We start from the raw sequence: 25,145 nt of genomic DNA, 5'->3' as shown, positions 1-25,145 counted from the left end.
AGAATTTCACCACTTTACCAATAAAAAAATGAATTGCAGAAAGGAATACATGTAAGAGATAGGTAGATTACACTAAAATCATTAATTTGTCTATATTTAATTGAATAAGATTATTATAGTTCACTAAATCTAGGAAATTAAAGGCACGAACAAAAGAGTAATGTAGAATTCATTACCCCCATTAACCATCTTTACCAAAGATAAAGTATCTATTTATTATAATTGAGGATCAATAAAATTTTTTAGTTGAGCTTTAGATAAAGCCCCTACTTGAGTGGCAGCCACTTGTCCATTTTTAAAAATCAATAAAGTAGGAATGCCTCGAATACCAAATTTAGGTGCTATATTTGGGTTTTCTTCAACATTTAATTTAGCAATAACTATATTATCACCATATTCTTGGACTATTTCTTCCAAAATAGGAGCTACCATTTTGCACGGTCCACACCACGGAGCCCAAAAATCGACAAGCACTGGTTTTGTAGATTCATTAATTGTTTTATCGAAGTTAACTTCCGATAACTGAACGATCTTATTACTCATTTTAATCTCCAACATCTGTAACCAGATTCCATAATAGATTACTTTGAATTCCTCTACTAGCGATTAGTATAATAGGATATAATTATTAGTGATGTCACTGTATTTAGTGTGTTATAATTTCTTAATTCTGATAATTATATTTACAACAATAATGATTCAATCATATCTTACTAAAACAACTTTTAGTCAATTTCCTCTTCATCCTTTAGTGTTAAAAGCGCTTGAAAAAAGAGGATTTGTTTATTGTACTCCAATTCAAGAAAAGACATTACCTCTAACTGCCAACGGAATGGATATTGCAGGGCAAGGGCAAACAGGAACAGGCAAAACCATGGCGTTTTTGGCATCAACATATAATCATTTGTTGAATCATGCCCCCTTATCCAATCACAAAATTAATCAACCAAGAGCTATCATTATTGCTCCAACGCGCGAATTGGTAGTACAAATATACCATGACGCTGAACTACTATCTGAAGAAACAGGTTTAAAATTAGGATTAGCTTTTGGTGGTGATGGCTATGATAAACAATTAAAAACGCTCTCCACTGGAGTTGATATTTTAATTGCAACAACAGGGCGATTGATTGATTATGCGAAGCAAAATTATATTAATTTAGACGCAATTCAAGTTGTTGTATTAGACGAAGCCGATCGCATGTTTGATTTAGGATTTATCCGCGATATACGTTGGGTTTTCAGACATATTACTCCACCACAAAAAAGATTAACCATGTTATTTTCTGCAACATTAACACATAACGTACGTGAATTAGCCTTTGAGCATATGAACAATCCTCAATATGTTGAAGTTGAACCAGAACAAAAAATTGGTCATCGCATCAAAGAAGAGCTATTTTTTCCATCTAATGAAGATAAATTAGCACTTTTGCAAACGCTAATTGAAGAAGAATGGCCAGATCGTTGTATTGTGTTTGCTAATACAAAAGTAACTTGCGAAAAGATTTGGCGGCATCTTGTTGCTGATGGTCACCGTGTTGGATTACTAACGGGTGATATTGCCCAGAAAAAACGTTTATCAATTTTAGAACAATTTACCCAAGGTCATCTTGATATTTTAGTTGCCACAGATGTCGCAGCAAGAGGATTACATATTCCTAATGTTACTCACGTTTTCAATTATGATCTACCTGATGATTATGATGATTATCGTCATCGAATTGGAAGAACAGGACGTGCTGGAGCGGACGGTTACTCAATTTCATTAGCCTGTGAACGTTATTCTCAAAATTTACCTGCTATTGAAAAAGCAATTGATCATGCTATTCCTGTTAGCCAGTATGACCCTTCTGCGCTACTAGTTGATTTACCTCATCCAAAACCATTTAGACGTCCACCACGTAGAAAAGTATCAAAATAACTAAAGAGTAGGTAAAATATAAATAATATCAATCTAAAAATGCAATTATACTTTGTTGTAAAGCATTTTTAGATAACTATTATTGCTATATTGGTACTATACATATGTTTTGATTAACACAATGGAGCAAAATTATTCATTATATAAATCATTATCCATCTGATTTAAAAAACATTGATATTCAAATTCAATTTCTTTTTTAGTTTCCTTAGACAAAGTTGCAACATGAAATCGATGTAAAGAACTATATAAAACAAACAATATATTAATTGAAATAGTTTCTTTTTTTTGTTTTATTTTATAATATGCACATAAATATCCTACCTTTTGCAAGGTATCAACATCTTTAATTCCAACACTACACAACAATCTTTCTAGCGATAAAGTCATATTTGGCAACTCTTTTATTCGTTTTGCTTTAATTTTACTTTTTTCATATTGCTCTTTTTTAGTATATTTTATTACCATCTGAACCATAGAAATCAATTGTTCATGATCTTTAAAAAGCTCATTACTTACTCTATAATAATCAAGCAATTTAGTTGACATGCCTGTTGTTATACTTAACGGTTGCATATCCAAATCTATAAAAAGCGAACGGTAATCAGGGTGCCCTCTTAAATAAAAGCTTTTTTCGGTAATCCAGCCAAACATTATATCTTTACTATTAACGCTAAAACCTCCAAAAAACGTTTTAATTGAAATATCTTCAACACCAGAAAGCTCTGTTAAAATTCGATTTGCAAATGTTGAGCACATAATTAATTTCCATCTAAACTTTATCAAGTAACTGAAACAACTTACTTGTTAATCTAAATTATAGCTATTTTATATTCAAACGATTTCTAAATTAATTCATAAATATGCGATCTACATTCCATATATAAACATAAAACACATTATTACTTGATAAATTATATTTTTGTGAATTTAAATTAATTTTTGTAAAGAGTTTTAACAAAAGAAAGACAAAGCTTAATAGTTCTAAAAAAAAAGAAAATAGCTTTAGCATTGTTATTTCGTCATAATAATTATACAATCAGGAGTAATCAATTTTGGCGCTTCAATTTTATATAATTTAATCATAATGATAAAAAATATTATTATTCTATTTTTTATATTTTATTCTTTTATCGCATCAGCTGATAAGTTGCCATTAATTGATTCATTAATGCTTTGTACCTCTGATTTTTTTAAAGAAGTTTATACCAATAAAGATGAACTAAAAAAACACGCTAACATCAAAATATTTAACCAAAATCAAGCTTACTTTGCTGTTGAAAATCGTTCAGATATAGCTAAAAACTATATTCTTTTCAAAAAGCCTGTGACTTATAAAAACCTAACAATTACTGGCTATTATGATAGTGCTATGGATCTTGGCAAGATTGGGAAATATTATTTTTGGGGATTTATAATCGATAATGATATTAATCAAATCAAAGATACTTTGAATTTTGTGGATTGGAAAAACATGGAAGATAACCTACTGTATATTGCAAAACCCAAAATTCGTAGTATTAATGATGACCTCCAAACCTGGCATAAAAATACCGGAACTGTTGTTGGTGTAAAAACTATCCCAGCACCAGATACTACCGAAAAACTATTATTACTTGAAAAAAGTCCCAATATGAATCTTCTCATTTGTTCGCTCCAAGGTATTATAACTCCTGAGCTTCTTAAAAAAGAACGACCTGACATTCAATAATTTAAACTAAATCGCAGCTTCATCCATTTCGCCAGTTCGGATTCGAATGACTTGTTCAACGTTATAAACAAAAATTTTGCCATCACCAATTTTACCGGTTTGTGCAGTTTTCATAATAGTCTCAGTACACATTTCTAAAATATCATCAGACACAATAAGTTCAATTTTCACCTTCGGCAGAAAATCAACCATATATTCCGCACCGCGATAAAGTTCAGTATGCCCCTTTTGACGACCAAAACCTTTAACTTCAGTAACTGTCATACCTGTAATACCTTGATCAGCAAGTGCCTCTCGAATATCATCTAATTTAAATGGTTTAATAATAGCTTCAATCTTTTTCATATTTAATTTACCTTTAATTCAAGATCACCAATTTTTAAATCCAAAAGCAGAAGTAATAGGATAACGGCGACCTTTGCCAAAGTTACGAGCTGTTATTTTCGGACCGACCGCAGATTGGCGACGTTTATACTCATTTATATCGACCAATTTAATAACACGCCTTACAGTTGCTTCATCATAACCTTGCGCAATAAGTTGTTCAACGGAAAGATCAAGTTCAACATAACCATTCAAAATCCCATCTAAAATATCATAAGGCGGTAAACTGTCTTCATCTTTCTGATCTGGTGCTAACTCAGCTGATGGAGGGCGAGTAATCACTCTTTCAGGAATAACATAAGAACAAGTATTCCGATATTTTGACAATGCAAAAACCATGGTTTTAGGCACATCTTTCAGAACATCGAACCCACCAGCCATATCGCCATAAAGAGTTGCATATCCTACTGACATTTCACTTTTATTACCCGTTGTCAGTACCAGCCTGCGCCGTTTATTTGATAGTGCCATCAAAACAACACCACGACAACGTGCTTGAAGATTTTCTTCAGTGGTATCTCTTGGCGTACCAACAAACATTGGACTTAACGATGCCATAAACGCATCAAACATGGGTTCAATTGAAACAATATCGAATTCAACCCCTAATATTTCAGCTTCTTCTTTGGCGTCAGCAACACTAATATCGGCTGTATAACGAAATGGCATCATCACTGCCTGAACTTTATCTTTCCCTAGCGCATCAACTGCAATAGCAAGGGTTAAAGCTGAATCAATTCCTCCAGAAAGCCCTAATACTGCACCTTGAAAGCCATTCTTAGTAACATAATCGCGAGTCGCAAGAACCAATGCATCATAAACTGAAGCTAATTGATCATTTTCATTATTATCAATTATCGCCTGATGATTTACACCATATTCAAAAGAAGAAACTTGCTCCTCAAATGATTTTAGTTGACAAACAATTTCACCAAGCTCATTACAAACAAATGATCCGCCGTCAAACACCAGCTCATCTTGACCGCCCACTTGATTAACATAAATGAAAGGTAAGCCTGTTCGTTTAACATGCTGTCTAACTAAATCACGACGATTTTTCTGCTTGTTGCAATTATAAGGCGAAGCGTTAATAGCCACAACAAAATCAGCCTGAGCCCTATGGATATTATCAACTGGCTCAAATTGCCAAAGATCTTCACAAATTAGTAAACCAATCTTTTTACCCTTAAAATCAACTACGCAAGTTTGATTGTCAGCTGTAAAATAACGCTTTTCATCAAATACATCATAATTAGGTAATCGCTGTTTATGGTAGCGAGCTAACAATTTTCCATCACAAAAAAGTGAAAGAGAATTATAAATATTTTTATCTTGCCAGTGTGGATGTCCAACAATAACTGCACAGTGCTGACTCGCTTGTTGAATCAACGATAATGCTTTTTGGCAACGAGCTTTAAAATCAGAACGGAAAATTAAATCTTCAGGTGGATAACCACACAAAGCAAGTTCTGAAAAAATAATGAGATCATCAAAGGAGTGGCTATTTATCAATTCAATAATCTGTTGAACGTTCCCTTCAATATCGCCCACACGCCAATTTTTTTGTGCTAAAACAATAGATAAAGACATATAAAATTTAATATCACAAATCGAAATTATCGACAAGTTTAAATGATTCTAAGTTGCACTGCCACTTTTTTATCGCTAACATGCAACAATAAATCCACTATTACTTGTCTGGAAATTAATATGCAAAAAATATTAAATGTGGCACTAGCTAAACGCAGTTATCCAATCACAATTGGTGAAAATCTACTAAGCGAATTTCAACATTTTAAACTCCAAGCAGGCCAACGCGTACTCATTGCTACCAATGAAACCATCGCCCCACTTTATTTACAGACACTAATTGATATGCTTGAAAAGCATGGTGTAAAAACCGATTCAGTTGTTGTTCCTGATGGAGAAAAATATAAGACCATAGAAACATGGAATAGCATTTTAACAACGTTACTGGCAAACACTCATACTCGCAGTAGTATACTTATCGCACTTGGTGGTGGTGTGATTGGTGACGTTGCAGGATTTGCCGCTTCAGCTTATCAACGTGGAATTAAGTTTATTCAAGTACCGACAACGCTACTATCACAAGTTGATTCCTCGGTAGGGGGGAAAACAGCGATTAATCACCCACTGGGTAAAAATATGATTGGCGCATTTTATCAACCACAATCGGTAGTGATTGATCTCAGTTGTTTAAAAACATTACCTCAAAGAGAGCTTTCGGCTGGACTTGCCGAAGTTATAAAATATGGCATTATTTTAGATACTAAATTTTTTGATTGGTTAGAAGAACACATCAACGATTTACTAAACCTAGATGTTAATGCATTAAGCTACTGTATTTACCATTGTTGTGAACTCAAAGCACAAGTGGTTGCCGCTGACGAAACAGAACAAAACATGCGCGCAATTTTAAATCTTGGTCATACTTATGGTCATGCCATAGAAGCGGAATTAGGCTATGGAAACTGGCTACATGGCGAAGCTGTCAGTGTCGGAATGTTAATGGCGGCTCAAACTGCTAAATTACTTGGCAAATTAACACAAGCAGATATAGATCGAATTAAAAACTTGTTAATACGCGCTAAACTACCTGTTAACAGACCGAAAAAAATGCCAATTGAATCTTATCTACCACATATGTTACGAGACAAAAAAGTATTATCCGGACAATTACGACTGGTTGTACCCACTAAGATTGGGCATGTCGAGGTAATGGATGGCATTGATAAAGACATGGTAATTCAATCTATACTACTAACTTAATCTATAATTTATAACCAATAGTTGGATCATTTACAATAATCAAAAACTACAGCAATAAATATACATAATCGCCCCCAAATAATGCCTAATTATCAGCAAAATAATATGGCGTTCATTTCATAAAAATAGCTATTAAAAATTTGCTATTGAAATGTAAATATTTTATTACGATATTAACTTTGGTTATTATTACACTAACTTTTTAAAATAAATTTATAATTAATTAACAATTCATAAAACAATTATGATTGGATAAATAATGAAAATTCCATTTACTATTGTGTAATTTTGTGTTTACATAATAATCGTCTATGTAATTATTATTTTACATATGAAAATATAAATGATTTTAACAAGGAAAATAAAATGTTAAAAGATGCTTTAAATAATGTTCGAATCCGAGACGAGCATATGTTAATCACACCTGAAGAAATCAAACAGCTTTACCCTCTTTCTCATGATTTAGAAAACCAAATTGCCTTATCACGCCAAACTGTTGTGGATATTTTAGAGCGACGTGATCACCGCTTGCTTATTGTATGTGGTCCTTGCTCTATTCATGATCCTGTTGCAGCAATTGAGTATGCGCATAAATTAAAAAGACTATCAGACGAAGTTAAGGATCACTTATTTATTGTCATGCGTGTTTATTTTGAAAAACCAAGAACCACTGTTGGTTGGAAAGGTATGATTAACGATCCTCACATGGATAGCTCATTTGATATTGAGCATGGACTAAAAAAAGCCCGTAAATTACTGCTTGATATTACTCAAATTGGCTTGCCTATTGCAACTGAAGCACTAGATCCCAACACACCACAATACATTGGCGATTTAATTAGTTGGTCTGCAATCGGGGCAAGAACTACTGAATCACAAACGCATCGAGAAATGGCCTCGGGACTTTCAATGCCTGTTGGTTTCAAAAATGGAACTGATGGCAGTTTAGATGTTGCAATTAATGCCATGAAATCAGCCTCTATGCCTCATCGTTTTGTAGGAATTAACCAACAAGGACAAGTAACGGTTTTACAAACAACAGGCAATCCGCACGGCCATGTTATTTTGCGTGGCGGTAAAACACCAAATTATGATACTGAAAATGTCACATTGTGCGAAACACAAATGAAAAAGGCAGGATTGTTACCTAACTTAATGGTTGACTGTAGCCATGCGAATTCAAATAAAGATTATAGAAATCAACCTATTGTTGCTAATTCCATTATCGAGCAAATAGAAAAAGGCAATAATTCGATTATTGGCGTAATGATTGAAAGTAACTTATTTGAAGGAAATCAGCCTTCCGAGCAACCACCAGAAAACTTTAAATATGGCGTATCTGTGACTGACGCATGTATTAACTGGGAAGAAACAGACACACTATTACGAAAAATGAATCACATTTTAGCGCAGCCACTTATCGAAAGACAAAAGCACTCAGTTACTGCTTAAACTGCTCAAAAAACAAACATATCGCCAACACCATTGTCGGCGATCTTTGTTTTATTTAACCTAATTGCTTACGGGCATTACGGAATATTCTCATCCAAGGGCTATCTTCACCCCAGTTATCAGGATGCCATGAATTAGTTACCGTTCTAAATACCCGTTCTGGATGTGGCATCATAATAGTTGCTCGCCCATCTTGAGATGTCACTGCAGTAATACCGTTTGGCGAACCATTTGGATTAGCAGGGTATTGCTGTGTTACTTTACCAAAATGGTCAATATAACGTACGGCAATTAATCCTGATGCTTCTAAACGGCTTAAATGAACATCATCACACACTTCAACACGTCCTTCCCCGTGTGAAACAGCAATTGGCATATACGAACCAGCCATATCAGTAAATAGCAACGAAGGGCTTGATTGAATTTGCACTAAACTAAAGCGAGCTTCAAAACGTTCTGACAAATTACGAACAAAACGAGGCCACAAATCCGCTCCCGGAATTAGATCCTTAAGATTCGACATCATCTGACAACCGTTACAAACCCCTAACGATAAAGTATCTTTGCGATGGAAGAATTGTTCAAATTCATCACGCACTTTTTCATTAAATAAAATAGATTTAGCCCAACCTTCACCTGCTCCTAAAACATCACCATAAGAGAAGCCACCACAAGTAACCAGTGTACTAAATTGACCAAGTGTAATTCGACCAGAAAGTAAATCTGTCATATGAACATCGATTGCTTCAAAGCCAGCTCTATCAAATGCTGCCGCCATTTCAACGTGTGAATTAACGCCTTGCTCACGTAAAATAGCGACTTTCGGTCTTGTTCCTTTAGCAATATAAGACGCAGCAATATCGGCTTGCAGATCAAAAGTTAAGTGCACATTTAATCCTGGATCATCTTCATTTTGTTTAGCTTGATGTTCTTGATCTGCACATTCAGGATTATCACGTAAACGTTGCATTTGCCATGTCGTTTGCGCCCACCATGTTCTCAAGGTTAAGCGTGATTCACTGTATACCGTAGCCGAGTTATCACGTACAATAATTTGTTGACCAGTTTTAGCACTACCAAGAACATGAACCGCATGAGATAAGCCAAACTGCTTAAAGCAAGCCATCACATCATCTAAACGATTATTAGCTACTTGAATAACTGCGCCTAATTCTTCATTAAATAACGAAGCAATCACATCATGGCCTAACGAGGCAATATCTACATCAACACCACAATGTCCAGCAAAAGTCATTTCAGCCAATGTCACAAATAGTCCACCATCAGAACGATCATGATAAGCAAGCAAAGCATTTTGGCTTACTAAAGCCTGAATCGAATTATAAAAAGCAAGTAGTTCTTTAGGATCATGAACATCCGCTGTTTTTTGGCCTAAATGACGATACACTTGGGCTAGTGCGGTGGCACCTAGTGCTTGATGGCCTTTCGATAAATCAACCAGCAATAATGTATTATCCTGATCAGTACGCAATTGTGGTGTCACTGTTTTACGCACATCTTCAACACGGGCAAATGCCGAAATAACCAATGATAATGGTGAAGTCATGGTTTGTTGCTCACCTTCTTGTTGCCATGTCGTTTTCATGGACATCGAATCTTTACCAACAGGAATAGCAAGTCCTAAAGCTGGGCATAACTCTTCACCAATAGCTTTAACGGCCTCATAAAGCCCAGCATCTTCGCCAGGATGCCCTGCCGCAGCCATCCAGTTAGCTGAAAGCTTAATGTGTTTGATATTACCAATATTGGTTGCAGCAATATTAGTAATTGCCTCACCAACTGCAAGCCTTGCTGATGCGGCAAAATTAAGTAACGCAACTGGCGCACGCTCACCGATTGACATAGCCTCACCATAATAACTATCCAAACTTGCAGTAGTCACAGCACAATCAGCAACTGGTACTTGCCAAGGTCCGACCATTTGATCACGAGCAACCATACCCGTCACTGAACGATCGCCAATGGTAATTAAAAAGGTCTTTTCGGCAACGGTTGGCAAATGTAGAACACGTTTGACCGCATCATATAAATTAATTTCAGAAGTTGAAAAATTATCACCATGTGCTTGTTGAGTTTTAACATCACGTTGCATTTTAGGCGTTTTACCAAGTAGCACATCTAATGGCAAATCGATGGGATTATTATTAAAATGTTCATCATGCAAGGTAACCGCCTTATTGACGGTTGCTTGACCAATCACCGCATAAGGTGCACGCTCACGCTGACAAAGTTCAGCAAATAATGCCAATTTATCGGGATGAATCGCAAGCACATAACGCTCTTGCGACTCATTACACCAAACTTCTAGTGGTGACATACCTGGTTCATCGCTAAGTATTTTACGAAGCTCAAACTGACCGCCACACCCACCATCGCTAACAAGTTCAGGCATCGCATTAGACAAACCACCAGCACCAACATCATGAATAAATAAGATAGGATTATCTTCACCAAGTTGCCAACAGCGATCGATAACTTCCTGACAACGGCGCTCCATTTCAGGATTATCACGCTGAACAGAAGCAAAATCCAAATCGGCATCAGACTGCCCCGATGTCATAGACGAAGCCGCCCCACCACCTAAGCCAATATTCATAGCAGGGCCACCTAAAACAATCAGCTTAGAGCCAACTGGGAACTCACCTTTTTGGATATGTTCACGGCGAATGTTACCCATACCACCAGCTAACATAATCGGTTTATGATAACCTCGAAGCTCCTCGCCATTATGGCTATTAACCTTTTCTTCGTAAGTACGGAAATACCCTAACAAAGCCGGACGACCGAATTCATTATTAAACGCCGCACCACCTAAAGGACCATCCATCATGATATCAAAGGCACTCACAATGCGATCAGGCTTACCAAAATTTTGCTCCCAAGGTTGTTCAAAATTAGGAATACGTAAATTAGAAACTGAAAATCCTACTAAACCGGCTTTAGGTTTAGCACCTCGACCAGTTGCCCCTTCATCACGAATCTCACCTCCACTGCCCGTTGCCGCACCCGGCCAAGGTGATATAGCTGTTGGATGATTATGTGTTTCAACTTTCATTAAAATATCTGCATATTCTTGATGATAGCAGTAGGTTTTATTCTCATTATCCGCAAAAAAGCGCCCAACGATTGAACCGTTCATCACTGCGGCATTATCTTTATAAGCGGACGAAACATAATCAGGAGTGTGTTCAAAAGTATTTTTGATCATCTTAAACAGTGACTTAGGCTGATTTACCCCATCAATAACCCAATCAGCATTAAAAATCTTGTGACGACAATGCTCAGAATTGGCTTGCGCAAACATATAAAGCTCAATATCAGTAGGATTACGATTTAGTTTTTTAAAGTTCTCAACTAAATAATCAATTTCATCAGATGCTAACGCCAAACCTAATTTAAGATTAGCCTCGTCTAATGCCACGCGCCCCTGACCTAATAAATCAATGGTTATAACTGGTGCAGGTGATTCAACATGAAATAACTGCTCAGCTTGATCGACATGGTTAAATACCGCTTCCATCATGCGATCATGAATTAATGCTACAAAATCATTTTTTTGGCAATCGGTTAATTCTGAACTCACTTGCACATAATAAGCAATTCCCCGCTCAATACGACGAATCTGTGATAAACCACAATTATGCGCAATATCAGTTGCTTTTGACGACCAAGGCGAAATCGTTCCTGCTCTTGGCGTCACTAAAAAGAGTTGCTTGCTAGCTGTTTGGTTGACATTGATTTGTGCACTCTTGGGACCGTATTGTAATAATTTATTTAACGTTAACTGTTGTTCAGCCGTCAAATCACCTGCCAAATCAACAAAATGCAGGTATTGGGCTTCAATATTGATAACAGGGATAGATTTTTCACAGCAAGTAGATAAGATTTTACTAATACGAAATGGAGATAACGCAGAGCAGCCAGCCAAAATTTTCATAAAAATTACTCTTTTTAAGCCAAAAACAGGGAAAAAAATAGATCAATATTATAAAAGAAAGCGCACGATGTGGCTATATTAAATACAGTTAATCGGGAGATAGATAAGAAGTTTATTTTTTAATCAAAAAACAACGGGGAAAAATTTAAATAAAATAAATATTTTTCTAACTGCTTTTTGCCTAAAATTAGGCTTGATTTTGGTGCATGAAATAAATTAGGTACGGATGCGGGCGTTCTGCCGCTGTTAAAAGACGACCTTATCAACTATAAGACATTCTGGTTATTATGCCAGACGAAAACGTCAGATTAAACAGGCTTCACTAATAGAACAAGTAAAAAAACATAGTTAGCTTCATAAAAACACGTTTAGACGATCCAAACTTAGTCTATGATACCCATGTCGTTTCGGAAAAAATGGTAAGTCGGTTTGTTGAAGAAATAGGGATTACGCAGCAAGGTAGCAGTAAATGTAAATACAAGACGGATACAAGGGCACCTGATGACACAGCCCTTAATTTATTGAATTGGTGATTTAATCCAGAAGACGCTTATACACTTTCAATCACGAATATCATTTATACCAAAGTTTAGAAGGATTGATTGTGCAGTTTTGATATTATTTATTGATTTATTTGCTCAATAATTGATTGCTAGACAAATTATAACGTGGATTCTTGCGTATATATTTAAGGTGTGCTTTGCCGTCAGCCATAAAATAAGTCCCATATTGGACAATTCCCCCTCTTTGAAATAACAAATTAGTTCATAAGCTAATACCATTGTGTCATTATTTTTTTCATCTATATTAATCTTAATAAATGAAAGCCTCGGTTCATATTTTAACAACGTTTGTTCAATTGCTCTCATTAAAATATAGGCTGAAGCAGGCAATGCTTGAAAGATTGTTGACATATCAGGTAAACCATAGTCTGGTAGGTGTTTTATAGCACCTGCTCGACTATTTAAAATACGTTCAATATTATCCATTACGCTAATAGTTGTCTGTTCATTATCAGACACATCATCAACCGCTATACCTGATTCAAAATAACCATAAAGCAGGTCATATAGAGAGGCGCTCATTTATGTTCATCCATTAAAGTGATTGTGTATTGTTTTGCTACTATTTCACGAGGTTTATTGATATTTAAATCCCTTCGCTTTAAAACTAATCGCCAGCTATTATCTTTTATGTTCGGTTCTTTATAAAATGCAGTAATTCCTACTATTTTAGCTTTTTTATCAAAAGGAATATCAATAGCAATAGCTGTATTAGGTTTTAATACTATTTCTTTACTTTCAAGCAGAGATTCTTTTAATACGTTACTATCTTGATCGACTAAATCTTGATAAGAGACAGAGTCAAATGTGTTGGCTTCTTTTAATTGATAAATACGAATAACAACAGGTGAAGATCGACCTTCATCGTCCATATTTAATTCTGATCTTGCTGTAATATCTAAATGTAACGTTCTTATATCCCAAGTAAAAATAGAATTACTGAAATCAGATGTTTTTTCCGAAATACTCTGCACCATGCCACATCCCGTTAACCATATAGTTAATAAGATAACAATGGATAAATTAATTATTTTCATATTTATTTCCTTCTTTTATATTATGCTGCATAACTAATTCCAGAATAGCGCCCTAAATTTACAGCTACTTTATCTTGATTAGATTCACCATTTGCTGTTTTTTTAGTGAACGATGATGTTTGGCCTAGTCGACTATTTTTAGATATCAATTGGCTTCGAGGTAAAAATTGACGCTGAATATAGAGTGTCACATCAACTTGATAACCTAAATAAGCTCGCAATAAAGCGAGTAAATCACAATGTAATTGCCCGCCAGGTAGTAAATCAGCAATCTGGTTTTTGTACTGTGGTGTAATCGCTATATGAACTGTTTGGTTGCACTCTCTAAAGCGAGCTCCTAATATAGCACCACCATCTAAAGTGGTACGTTTGTGCTCTTTACCACCCAACTGAGACGGATTAACTGATTGCCAAATTGGATAAAATTCACTGACAACAACTTGGGCATCATTCACTAATACTCGAACTAATCCAACAATCCCTTCAGCCGTACGTGTTTTTTGCGACATTAAGCCCAATAACGCCAAAAAACGAGATAAAGGTGTACCAACTTGTTTATTCGTTGCCTCTATACCAAATCCTGTCAACCCAAGTAAACACTGCGATTGGATCGGCCACACTAATTCATACAACTTTTTTAAGGGGTAAGGTAAACTTATCACAACTAAAAAAGGAACAAACATGAATAAGATTAAACACCAAAGATGAACATTCACTGATGATTTTAAACACCAAATGGTCAGTCTTTATCAACAGTAAATCACGTAGTGAAATCGTTGCAGAATATGATTTGACACCATCAGCATTGGATCGTTGGATAACGCAAGCAAGCCAAAGTGGCTCATTTAAAACAAAAGATAATCGCAGTCCACAAGAACAAGAGTTAATCGCTTTGCGTAAAGAGCTTAAACAACTCCGTATGGAAAACGATATTCTAAAGCAAGCAGCACTGATAATAGGGCGAAAATCGCTATCCTAAAAGCAAACCGACATCGTTATAGCATAACAAAACTATGTCAATATTTTGGATTATCAAGACATTATTGCTGGTATCAAAATACACCGTTAAACGTTATCAATCTCACAATACGAAAGTGAATGAAACCGCCACAGAAAATCACCTGCAACGACAATTTGACGTAGGTGATAAAAAGCAAATTGTTGTTGCGGATTTAACGTATATTCAAGTTAAGCAACGTTGGAACTATTTATGTGTTTTAGTGAACTTATCCGATAGGCAGATTGTCGGTTATCATGTTGGTCAACATAAAACAGCAGAGCTTGTCATGTCGGCATTAAGCCAAATTAAACTGCCATTATCAAAATTGGATTTATTTCATTCAGACCGAGGTAAAGAGTTTGATAATCGGTTATTGGAGGATTGTTTTAAGACATTTAATATCACGCATTCATTAAGCAAGAAAGGAGGTCCTTATGACAATGCGGTAGCGGAAGCGACATTTAAAACAATTAAAATGGAATTTGTAAAAGGCCAACGTTTCAAATCAACAACTGAGTTACAACGCGCTTTTTCGGCTTATGCCTATTGGTATAATCATAAACGATTACATTCTTCGTTAGGCTACTTGCCTCCCGTTGAATTTAAAAAACACTTACCCCTTAATTTTTTGTTTGAAAATGTATTGCCATTCCAAAACTTGGTTAAGGTGTCAGTCAACTTAACTAAATTTTTGGAAGCTTGGATTGGTAATGCTGTTTTTTAAAGTCAAAAAATATCCCAAGCCAAATCCAACCACTAAAATAATAAGCGTTGAATATTTTTGTTGGGATATTTTATTAATTGTTATAAAAAAATAAACACTTATTTCTGCTTTGAAAAGCTTAGCAACTGAATTTAAAAAATATCACTCAGTAGCCACAGTAAAGCGTTGTTTAACATGTTTAGCTGTTTCAGCTTCGTCAATCATGGCAATGGCATAATCGGCATAACTAATTTGGCTTTTTCCTTTGCTGTTAAATAACACTTCTTCGCCCCCCATAATATAATGCCCAGTCCTTTCGCCATTAGCGTTAAACTTAATTGCAGGGCTTAAGTAAGTCCATTGCACATCATTGCATTTTTTAAGCTCATCAAGTCCTTTTGCCATATTGGTTGCTAATGGTTTAAATTCATCAGGAAAATCAGGTGTATCAACCAAACGAATTGAATGTTGTGGATTAACGTATAAACTTCCTGCTCCCCCTACTACTAATAGACGATTTGTTTTACCACTTAATATATCCGTTAAATGTTTTAAACTGGTTTGATGCAATGGCAGTGATTCAAGTGCCCATGTGCCAAATGCATCAATAATTACATCATAGGGTTTTAAATCAGCATAAGTTAATTCAAACAGATCTTTAATTAGCACTGCTGCTTTTGGAGCGAGATGTTGATTTGGCTTACGCACAATTGCAGTAACATCATGATCTCGCGAAATCGCCTCTTTTACTAAAAGCTGCCCTGTTTTACCACTTGCACCAATGGCTGCAATTTTCATATTTTGCTCCTTTTAAGCGTTTAAGAATTAACTGATATAAGAATGGTTTTAGATTAGTATTTAGTTTAGTACTGTAAAGCTGATACTAAATATAAGGCTATAGTGGTTTTTTGATATTCTATATTACATCTTATTTTCGTTTTAGCTATTAGTTAACAATGCTTATTTATTAAATAAATCCAGCAGTCATGTTTATTTAATTTGTGCTTATTTCACTACAATATGTGACATTAGTCACAAACAAGAGTATGTTTCCATTTATTAATAAATGAATTCAATTTATAGTGAATCAAACCCCAAAATGGCTAGTCTATTGATAAATTTAAAATAGTGTAAGTTTCAATTTGGCTTCACTAAGGAGATAATAAGATTATGGCTAAAAGTACAACAATAGCAATAGAATCAATCAAACAATTAATTGAGTTGATTGGTGGGAAAAAAAATATTGCCAGTGTCACTCATTGTTTAACAAGATTGAGGTTTGCCTTAGTTGATCCTAATCTAGCTGATGTCCAAGCTATAGAAGAACTGCCTTTTGTGAAAGGTTGTTTTAATAATGCTGGACAATTTCAAGTTATCATTGGTACCAATGTTGATAGTTATTACAAAGCATTGATCCAGCAATTAAATTTAGATGAAGCAAGCAAAGAGCAAACTAAAATAGCTGCAAAACAAAATATGTCCTTTTTTGAAAGACTAATTTCTAATTTAGCCGAAATTTTTGTGCCATTGTTACCGGCGCTAATTGCTGGTGGTTTGTTATTAGGTGTGCGTAATATTATTGGCGAAATGCCAACCATTGATGATAAACCGCTGATACAAACCTATCATTGGCTAGCGCCAATTTACAGTATACTTTGGTTACCTTGCGAGGCGATTTTCCACTTTTTACCAGTTGCCATTTGTTGGTCTACCGTGAAAAAGATGGGAGGATCGCCAATTTTAGGTATTGTTTTAGGCATCACTTTGGTTTCACCACAATTGATGAACGCTTATGACCTTGGCAGTAAAATACCTGATGTTTGGGATTTTGGTTGGTTTAGTATCGAAAAAGTCGGCTATCAAGCGCAGGTGATTCCGTCTATTTTTGCAGGTTTAGCGTTGGGTTGGATCGAAACACGATTACGCAAAATTGTACCTGATTACTTGAATCTAGTGATTGTGCCGATTGTTGCGCTTCTTGTTTCTGTGTTTTTAGCACATTTCCTTTTAGGTCCAATTGGAAGAATGTTAGGTAATGGTATTGCTTTTATTGTTAAATATTTAATGACTGGTGATTATGCCTTTATTGGCGCTGCTGTTTTTGGTTTCTTTTATTCACCATTGGTTATTACTGGTATTCACCATACAACCCTTGCAATTGACTTACAAATGACTGAAAGCATGGGCGGTACGCCGATTTGGCCAATTATTGCTTTATCTAATATTGCTCAAGCTTCGGCTGTTGTGGGTATTATTTTAGTTAGTAAAAAACATAATGAGCGTGAAGTGTCGGTTCCTGCTGCCATATCAGGTTATCTTGGAGTAACCGAGCCTGCTATGTATGGTATTAATTTGCGCTATAAATTCCCGATGCTGTGCGCCATGGTTGGTTCAGCTTTAGCCGGGTTAATTTGTGGTTTATTCGGTGTGTTATCTAATGGTATTGGGGTTGGCGGTTTGCCGGGTATTTTATCGATAAAGCCGATATATTGGTCGATTTATGCTTTGGCGATGATTGTGGCAATTGTGGTTCCGATTGTTTTAACTTCGATCGTTTATAAAATTAAACTTAAAAAAGGTACGTTAGATATTCGTTAAACACGAGCTAATAACCATTAACCGTTCTTGTTATTGAGCGATTAATTTATGAAAAATAAATAATAAAGAGCAAGCAATGAATAAAATCGATATCCCTTGGTGGCAAAATGGTACTATTTACCAGATCTATCCAAAAAGTTTCCAAGCTAGTGGCGCTGGTTCGACGGGTGATTTATTAGGTATTATTAGCCGATTAGACTATCTTGAAAATTTAGGGGTTAGTGCTATTTGGTTAACGCCGATTTATCCATCCCCACAAATTGATAACGGTTATGATGTGTCGGATTATTATGATATAGATCCGAGCTATGGTTTAATGGCTGATTTCGAACTACTGGTTAAACAAGCGCACGAGCGTGGTATTCGCATTATGATGGATATGGTGTTTAATCATACTTCAACACAGCACCCATGGTTTAAATCAGCCTTAGATAAGTCAAGTCCTTATCGCTCATTTTATATTTGGAAAGACGCTAAAGCCGATGGCTCAGAGCCTAACAATTGGCGGTCAAAATTTGGCGGTAAAGCATGGCAATGGCATGAACAATCAAAACAGTACTATTTGCACTTATTTGCTAAACAGCAAGCCGATCTTAATTGGGAAAACCCAACTGTTCGTCAAGAAATCAAAAAAGTATGTCAATTTTGGGCTGATAAAGGCGTTGATGCATTAAGGCTTGATGTGATTAATTTAGTTTCAAAACAGCAAGATTTTCTGGATGATGAAAATGGTGATGGTCGTCGATTTTATACCGATGGTCCAAAAATTCATGAATTTTTACAAGAGATCAGTCGTGATGTGTTTCAACCCAACCAACTTAAAACGGTTGGCGAAATGTCATCCACCACATTAGAAAACTGCCAAAAATATGCTAGCTTAGATGGTAAAGAATTGACCATGACGTTTAACTTTCATCATCTAAAAATCGATTATCCAAACGGTAATAAATGGACGCTGGCTAAACCTGATTTACTTGAACTCAAAAAAATCCTTGGCTATTGGCAAACAGGCATGCAAGATAAGGCTTGGAATGCAATTTTTTGGTGTAATCATGATCAACCTCGTATCGTTTCACGCCTTGGTAATGAAAACCAATATCACAAACAATCTGCCAAAATGTTAGCCATGCTACTGTATGGTTTACAAGGCACACCTTATCTTTATCAAGGTGAAGAAATCGGTATGACCAATCCTCATTTTACTGATATTTCACAATATAAAGATGTTGAGAGTCTTAACATTTATCAAGAAAAAATAGCAGATGGTATGTCTAAAGCAGAAATTTTAGCAATCCTTGCTAGCAAATCCAGAGACAACAGCCGAACGCCAATGCAATGGGATAATTCAGCCAATGCTGGCTTTACTAAAGGTAAGCCTTGGATTGAGGTTGCTAATAATTATCCACAAATTAATGTCAAAGCGGCACTCGATGATCCTGATTCGGTATTTTATTGCTATCAAACCTTAATTAAATTACGCAAAACGTACCCGATTTTTATTTTTGGTGATTATCAAGATTTAACGCCAGATATTGCTGATTATTGGTGCTATATCAGGCGGTGGCATAATCAAAAATTACTAGTGATAGTAAATCTGACCGATAAAACACTGACATGGTCATTACCTAATTCGTTACAACTCTTGAATTGGCAACGATTATTTAGCAATTATCAAGATAACCATCGGCTAGGCTCTGAAATAAGATTAAAACCTTATGAAGCCATATATTGGTTGCAACAGGCGGATTAAGCAAGCGATATGGGCAATCTATAAAAAGATTGTCCATTTTAATGCCAACCAGTTGATCGATTTAATTAAAAAGTCTTTTTAAAATCTCAACCATGCAAATCTAGCTCATCGTCAATAGGAAAAGTTAAATGTGAGGTAGGATTGTTAATCACTAAGTATTTATAAAACCAATGCACATAAATAAAACGCACATCATAATCACTATTCGGTGATGGAACCCCCCATGATTGCCTGATTCTCAGGCATAAAGTATATGAATATTATGTTGCTGTGCCAATTCTGCTAATTTTTGTTTTATGCTGTTTTGTATTGTAACTATTCCTTTAGGTTATTTATCTTACTTTATATCTGAATTTTTAACGCATTTAAAGCCTTTTGCCTATTACCATTAACAAATCATTGAGCATAATGATTTATGATTGAAACGGTATAGAATCCTGAATATTTTTTACAACCACATTAAACATTACGATAATTTAGATCTAAAATGCGATTTGCCAGCGGGTAAAAACGTGTCACCAGAGTGAATGTCTAACCATGTTTGATGGTAACGTTGATATCGCTTTATTTGACAATAGTTAGCCAATACTAAAAATCCTTGTAATTCCATTATTCCCAAAAAATAACGTTGCCACTTAGCGGCGGTATCGGTATTAATTCCTAATTGCTGGTTAATAGTTTTAAATGTCTCACCTTGTAGCAATAAATCAATAAAAGGCAACCACTGTTCACAATGAGATAACTTATCAAGATAATACTTTTTGAGTGGATTAAACGTTCGGCGACAGGTTCGGCAACGAAAATTAAGACGGTGCCCAATGCGAACTGTACTCAGCGATCGACAATAATCGCAAGGCATAACTGACGTATCAAGTAGCTCGGTCAGCCATGACTTAAATGCCTGAGCTTGTCGAGACACCTCTGCCGGCATGGTTTGTGTAAGGTTAAGTACCGCTTGATAAAGATCAGGCTCATACTGCGCTAACCAGTGACGAATAACCTTATCTCGCCTTTGAGCGGCTCGCGGTGAAAGGTTAAATTTATTGGCAATCAAGCTATGTGGCAGAGCAATTAATGTCATGGGCGCAATATCAATCAGTAATGCGACTGGCTTAAGGCGTCGACATAATGGACTTGTTGCGATTAACGCTGGCACTCGTTGCAAAAATCGCTCAGCAGCAGAATGCTGCTCGTCGGGTAAAATAGAGTGATACATTGTTGATTCCCCTTTGAAACGGTATAGAATCCTGAATTTTTTTTACAAAAAATATAACCTAAAAAGTGAACAGGTGGAATTATTTGATTAACGACTGCCTAGCATAAACAGAATATGCTATATTATTTTTTGTGTGATTTTACAAGGCGATAAGATGGATATTAAACTAACCAAACATGACAAACGCTATATTGAAAGCACGGACGACGTATACAGTATTATGCAGGTGTGTTATTGCATGAAAACAAGATCGACCAAGAAAAGGAACATCTTTGGATCATTGGTATGAATCAAGCGGGTTTATCCTGTATATCGAGCTGATTGCGCTTGGGTCGTATAAATCGGTCAACATTGAACCAATGAACATGTTCCGTGTTGCTGTGATGAAAAACGCCTCACGCGTGATTTTGGTGCATAATCACCCGTCCGGATCGCTGATCCCCTCAGAGGCTGATAAAGACATCACCGACCGTTTAATTCAAGTTGCCCATATTTTAAATATCGAGCTTACCGACCACTTAATTATCACTCCTAAAACCTATATCAGCTTTCGTAGCATCAAACTAATGGAAGAACTCGAACAAAGCCTAAAATATGTCCGACTTACCAAGTGGTTGAACGCATTCGTAAACAAGAAAAGCAAATTGCGAAAAAAAGTTAGCGGTTGAGAGGGATAAGACCAAAACAGCTCAGCAGAAAAGAAAATACTGATTAATGCGTTATAAGAAAAGGGCGTATCGATTGAAAATATTGCGAAGGTTTTGGGGGGAAGATGGAATAATTGTTAAAACCTTAACATTAAGTTTACTTCTTTAGAAATGAAAAAAATTAACATTTAAATTTATTTATAGTAACCTTACCTGAAAGAGCACACAATTATTCATTATAGTGCTAATTTTATTTATTATATGGTAGAGAAAATTATGTTAAGAAGTAAAGATGCTATGAAATTGTTTACAAGTCATGCAATTTCTTCATTAGCTAAGAATGATTTTTCTATTCTCCATAAGACAATTCACGAATATCTTATACCACAGAAGTTGCCACTTAAAATATCGGAGTTATTTGACTTAACTCTTTCCAAAACATCGATAGATTATAAAGGTGAGTATTTTTATAAAAATGTTATAGCCCAAAAATTATTTTTAAATCGTCATGGTGAAAAAGCTACAATGTTAGCTGAATTTAGAGTTGGAGCAAATAAAGCTGATTGTGTTATTTTAAATGGAATATCAACATGTTATGAAATAAAAACTGAGTTTGACACGTTAAACAGATTGCCTGAACAATTATCTTCTTATACAAAAATCTTTGATAAAGTATCTGTTATTTCTGCCAATAAACATCTTGATAAAATTTGTGCTCTATTACCTGAAAATATCGGTCTTTTTGAGTTAACGGAAAGAGGAGCAATTAAAGAAGTAATAAGAGCAAACATGCTTAATACTCCGATTGAACCTAAAATAATGATGCAATCGCTTAGAATGCAAGAATATAAATATATTGTTGAAGATTTTTTTGGAACTCTTCCAAAAATGAAAAATACAGAAATATTTGATTATTGTTTGGATAAATTCTATAAAATACCGCATGATAAACTAAAGATATTATTCAGAAAAACCTTGAAAAAATATCGAGCAAATGATTTTCACTTTATTAAACAGTTACCTGACTCTTTAATTTCTTCTGCTATTTGCTATAATATAACAAAAAATGAGCAAAATATCTTGTTAGATATTTTAGACAAATATATAGATGGGAAAAATATATGTACTTTCCAGTCATGCGAGGTAAACGGAACGAATTAATTGCGCTTAGAGAATTAGCACCTCTCGTCTCAGATCAAAGCTTTAAGCCTATCATAGAGCCAGTAAGAAATAATTTTAGTCCACTTATAAGAACAATTGATGCTTTGAATAAATATAAGATTATCCCAATTGTAATAATCAATCCTTGCATGGGTGATTTTAACGATAATGATTTAAATATAATAAACGATTTAAAAAATGACTCATTAGAATTAGATATCTCCTTTACTCCATGTGTTAAAGTCACTTCTCCAGCTGAAAGCTATAAAAGTATAATTGATTCGATTAATCTTTTACAATTCCCAGAAAAAGCTGTTTATGTTTATGATGATATAGAACTAGATAAAATTGATCTTTTATCAGACATTAATTATGTGATTATAAACAGATATACCCCATTTAAGGTACTTGATCAATTAAATAATATAGTTCTAATGGACGATCCATTTCAGAAAAAAAATAAAAATGCTGATTATAGTCATAAATCGTTTTTTTCAGATTTACATATGTCATTTGAAAGTTGTCATTCTAAGGTAATTGGTTTTGGTGATTATACAATAGTTGGTAATAATTACTCAGAAAGTGGTGGTCCCGCTTTTGTAGTTACAATACACCTTTCTTATATTGATGAAGAATATGACTTCATGTATGTTAGGCACTTTTCTTCCGAAGATGATAAAACACCAACAAATCCTGGAGGGAAATTTAGACAAGCTTTGGATAAAGTTATTCAATTATTAAATTCGTCTCAAAGCCCATTCATTGAATCTAATGGAATACAGGAACTAAAAATCTTACATGAAGGTGGGCATTTTCCTGGTTTAGGTGTTATCAAGAAAATTTCAATGAAACATCATATAGAAACAATTTGTGAGTATCTTAACAGGTAATTATAAATATGCGAGCTTATCTTTGTTGTATGAATTGCTTTAATGATATTTATTTAAAAAAGTTTATTCAGGATAATGGTGAATTAGCTGATAAATGTGATTTTTGTTCCTCTGAACAAAGTATATGTTTAGAGCCATCCTCTCTTTTAGAAAAATTTGAATTTCTTATTGGTTCTTTTGAAGAAGATAATAATGGAAATCCTCTTTCAACGTTACTTAATGACACTTATGCAATATTTCATAAAAATATAAATAAAACAGAATTACTTTTGCAAAAAATTTTAGGAGAAACATACCAAAAAAAGAAATATAAACCTAGGTTTGATACTTCATATTATGCAAATCAATGGAATGAGTTCAAAGAAGAAATAAAACATGAGAATAGATTTTTTCCAGTGAATTCAATTTACTCTTCTATCTTTAATATAGAAAAAAAAGAATCTATATTTTTCAATCTATTATCGCAATTAACAAAAAAAATATCCAAAGAACAAATTTTTTATCGAGCTAGAGTAAGTGAAAATAAACTCAAAGCAAAGAATATGGGAGCACCACCCAAAGGTACATCTTCTGCAGGTAGAGCTAATCCCATAGGAATTTCCTATTTATACCTTGCTAATAATTTAGATACATGTATATCAGAAGTTAGGCCAAGTAACGCAAGTTCTATATATGTTTCAGAGTGTAATATCAGTAATGGAAATATTAACATACTTGATCTAACAAATCCCAAAAAAGATACTTCAATTATGGCTTTTGAAGCAAATGCATTAGGTCAAGTTTCAAGCTACTTAGAATTATTAGAAATTTTATCTAGTGAATTATCGAAACCAATTTTACCCAATAACTCAATTATAGATTACATTCCTACCCAGCTACTATGTGAGTTTATAAAATCAGTAGGGAAGTTTGATGGTATTGCTTTTAATAGTTCATTTAATCATGGTACTAATTACGTATTTTATGATCCTAATAAATTTACGATAAATCATCCTAAAAAATATAAAATTAATGCAATTTCTTACAATTTTGATGTAATTAATGCATAGTTATTAAATAATTTTTTGTTAATATCGTAGCCCGAATCTTAGCCTTTTGCATTACATGTATAGAAATAGAGAAATAGAGTGTGGGAAAGCTCTTTTCAAATCTTCATAGGCGAACATCTAAACATCAATTGATATGATCTTTAAAAAAGTGTGATGTACATGAACCATATAGAAAAAGATGGATATACTTTCTTTATATTCAATTGATCCTCGCCAGAATATTAGACAGTGCCCGCCTCTATCATTTTTTCGTTTTGGTAATATTGTTGTTCATATTGTTCAGGTGATACCCAGCCATTGGCTGAATGACGG

The 25,145-nt window shown here is 34.8% G+C and carries 21 protein-coding genes and 1 pseudogene; 11 read left to right on the top strand and 11 right to left on the bottom strand.

Going from position 1 to position 25,145, the window contains the following annotated elements:
- Window positions 1–216 precede the first annotated feature (216 nt).
- On the bottom strand, window positions 217–543 hold the full coding sequence (gene trxA, locus ACGH49_RS09735) for a thioredoxin TrxA (protein ID WP_065607635.1): 327 nt from the start codon (window positions 541–543) through the stop codon (window positions 217–219).
- A gap of 151 nt (window positions 544–694) precedes the next feature.
- Here trxA and rhlB point away from each other — a divergent pair, with 151 nt between their 5' ends.
- On the top strand, window positions 695–1,924 hold the full coding sequence (rhlB, locus tag ACGH49_RS09730) for an ATP-dependent RNA helicase RhlB (protein ID WP_065607637.1): 1,230 nt from the start codon (window positions 695–697) through the stop codon (window positions 1,922–1,924).
- A gap of 132 nt (window positions 1,925–2,056) precedes the next feature.
- On the opposite strand, the gene ACGH49_RS09725 is transcribed toward rhlB, so the two are convergent.
- Complete coding sequence (locus ACGH49_RS09725; protein WP_065607639.1) at window positions 2,057–2,683, bottom strand: TfoX/Sxy family protein; 627 nt, start codon at window positions 2,681–2,683, stop codon at window positions 2,057–2,059.
- 328 nt (window positions 2,684–3,011) lie between these two features.
- On the opposite strand from ACGH49_RS09725, the gene ACGH49_RS09720 reads away from it, so the two are divergent.
- Window positions 3,012–3,635, top strand: coding sequence for a hypothetical protein (locus ACGH49_RS09720; protein ID WP_065607641.1), 624 nt, complete (start codon window positions 3,012–3,014; stop codon window positions 3,633–3,635).
- Window positions 3,636–3,641: 6 nt separating this feature from the next.
- On the opposite strand, the gene glnB is transcribed toward ACGH49_RS09720, so the two are convergent.
- Entirely contained in the window at window positions 3,642–3,980 is a 339-nt protein-coding gene (gene glnB / locus ACGH49_RS09715) for a nitrogen regulatory protein P-II (RefSeq protein ID WP_065607643.1), read from the bottom strand.
- A 24-nt stretch (window positions 3,981–4,004) separates the two neighbouring features.
- Window positions 4,005–5,609 (bottom strand): NAD+ synthase, encoded by a 1,605-nt coding sequence (locus ACGH49_RS09710; RefSeq protein ID WP_065607645.1) that lies wholly within the window; start codon window positions 5,607–5,609, stop codon window positions 4,005–4,007.
- Window positions 5,610–5,729: 120 nt separating this feature from the next.
- Here ACGH49_RS09710 and aroB point away from each other — a divergent pair, with 120 nt between their 5' ends.
- Together aroB and ACGH49_RS09700 are read left to right on the top strand one after the other, a co-directional pair.
- Window positions 5,730–6,809 (top strand): 3-dehydroquinate synthase, encoded by a 1,080-nt coding sequence (gene aroB, locus ACGH49_RS09705; protein WP_065607647.1) that lies wholly within the window; start codon window positions 5,730–5,732, stop codon window positions 6,807–6,809.
- Between the two features lie 366 nt (window positions 6,810–7,175).
- Window positions 7,176–8,261, top strand: a complete 1,086-nt coding sequence (locus tag ACGH49_RS09700; RefSeq protein ID WP_411589188.1) for a 3-deoxy-7-phosphoheptulonate synthase — start codon at window positions 7,176–7,178, stop codon at window positions 8,259–8,261.
- 55 nt (window positions 8,262–8,316) lie between these two features.
- On the opposite strand, the gene purL is transcribed toward ACGH49_RS09700, so the two are convergent.
- From purL to ACGH49_RS09680, 4 genes are all read right to left on the bottom strand, one after another.
- Window positions 8,317–12,219: a phosphoribosylformylglycinamidine synthase gene (purL, locus tag ACGH49_RS09695; RefSeq protein ID WP_411589187.1), complete on the bottom strand. Its 3,903-nt coding sequence runs from the start codon at window positions 12,217–12,219 to the stop codon at window positions 8,317–8,319.
- A gap of 638 nt (window positions 12,220–12,857) precedes the next feature.
- On the bottom strand, window positions 12,858–13,304 hold the full coding sequence (gene tssE, locus ACGH49_RS09690) for a type VI secretion system baseplate subunit TssE (RefSeq protein WP_411589186.1): 447 nt from the start codon (window positions 13,302–13,304) through the stop codon (window positions 12,858–12,860).
- Window positions 13,301–13,819: a type VI secretion system lipoprotein TssJ gene (gene tssJ / locus ACGH49_RS09685; RefSeq protein WP_411589185.1), complete on the bottom strand. Its 519-nt coding sequence runs from the start codon at window positions 13,817–13,819 to the stop codon at window positions 13,301–13,303. The genes tssE and tssJ overlap by 4 nt, the downstream gene beginning before the upstream one ends.
- A 20-nt stretch (window positions 13,820–13,839) precedes the next feature.
- A complete protein-coding gene (locus ACGH49_RS09680) occupies window positions 13,840–14,502 on the bottom strand; it encodes a type VI secretion system baseplate subunit TssG (RefSeq protein ID WP_411589183.1) in 663 nt (220 codons plus the stop codon).
- Between the two features lie 52 nt (window positions 14,503–14,554).
- Between ACGH49_RS09680 and ACGH49_RS09675 the strand changes: the two are divergent.
- Window positions 14,555–15,426 (top strand): annotated as a pseudogene (locus ACGH49_RS09675) (IS3 family transposase); the annotation flags it as partial.
- A 258-nt stretch (window positions 15,427–15,684) separates the two neighbouring features.
- Here the strand turns inward: ACGH49_RS09675 and ACGH49_RS09670 are convergent.
- A complete protein-coding gene (locus ACGH49_RS09670; RefSeq protein ID WP_411589182.1) occupies window positions 15,685–16,320 on the bottom strand; it encodes an NAD(P)-dependent oxidoreductase in 636 nt (211 codons plus the stop codon).
- Window positions 16,321–16,692: 372 nt separating this feature from the next.
- Between ACGH49_RS09670 and treB the strand changes: the two genes are divergently transcribed.
- Entirely contained in the window at window positions 16,693–18,120 is a 1,428-nt protein-coding gene (gene treB / locus ACGH49_RS09665; RefSeq protein ID WP_411589181.1) for a PTS trehalose transporter subunit IIBC, read from the top strand.
- Between the two features lie 76 nt (window positions 18,121–18,196).
- Complete coding sequence (treC, locus tag ACGH49_RS09660; RefSeq protein ID WP_411589180.1) at window positions 18,197–19,870, top strand: alpha,alpha-phosphotrehalase; 1,674 nt, start codon at window positions 18,197–18,199, stop codon at window positions 19,868–19,870.
- An 86-nt stretch (window positions 19,871–19,956) separates the two neighbouring features.
- Here treC and ACGH49_RS09655 read toward each other — a convergent pair whose 3' ends face one another.
- A complete protein-coding gene (locus ACGH49_RS09655; protein WP_411589197.1) occupies window positions 19,957–20,106 on the bottom strand; it encodes a DNA polymerase beta superfamily protein in 150 nt (49 codons plus the stop codon).
- 230 nt (window positions 20,107–20,336) lie between these two features.
- Window positions 20,337–21,086: a transposase gene (locus tag ACGH49_RS09650; RefSeq protein ID WP_411589179.1), complete on the bottom strand. Its 750-nt coding sequence runs from the start codon at window positions 21,084–21,086 to the stop codon at window positions 20,337–20,339.
- Window positions 21,087–21,358: 272 nt separating this feature from the next.
- Here ACGH49_RS09650 and ACGH49_RS09645 point away from each other — a divergent pair, with 272 nt between their 5' ends.
- From ACGH49_RS09645 to ACGH49_RS09630, 4 genes are all read left to right on the top strand, one after another.
- A complete protein-coding gene (locus ACGH49_RS09645; protein WP_411589178.1) occupies window positions 21,359–21,754 on the top strand; it encodes a JAB domain-containing protein in 396 nt (131 codons plus the stop codon).
- 255 nt (window positions 21,755–22,009) lie between these two features.
- The gene (locus ACGH49_RS09640; protein WP_065607668.1) at window positions 22,010–22,894 is read left to right on the top strand and encodes a sce7726 family protein; all 885 of its coding nucleotides are present in this window, start codon (window positions 22,010–22,012) and stop codon (window positions 22,892–22,894) included.
- Window positions 22,855–23,784, top strand: coding sequence for a sce7725 family protein (locus tag ACGH49_RS09635; protein ID WP_411589177.1), 930 nt, complete (start codon window positions 22,855–22,857; stop codon window positions 23,782–23,784). The genes ACGH49_RS09640 and ACGH49_RS09635 overlap by 40 nt, the downstream gene beginning before the upstream one ends.
- Window positions 23,785–23,792: 8 nt before the next feature.
- Window positions 23,793–24,833, top strand: a complete 1,041-nt coding sequence (locus ACGH49_RS09630) for an RES domain-containing protein (protein ID WP_411589176.1) — start codon at window positions 23,793–23,795, stop codon at window positions 24,831–24,833.
- The last annotated feature ends 312 nt before the right edge of the window (window positions 24,834–25,145 follow it).

The sequence above is a fragment of the Gilliamella sp. BG7 genome (genome assembly GCF_046635565.1).
GTDB classification, from domain to species: Bacteria; Pseudomonadota; Gammaproteobacteria; order Enterobacterales; family Orbaceae; genus Gilliamella; species Gilliamella apicola_P.
The sequence above is the reverse complement of the archived record's forward strand: the minus strand, read 5'-3'. Positions and strand labels throughout refer to the sequence as shown.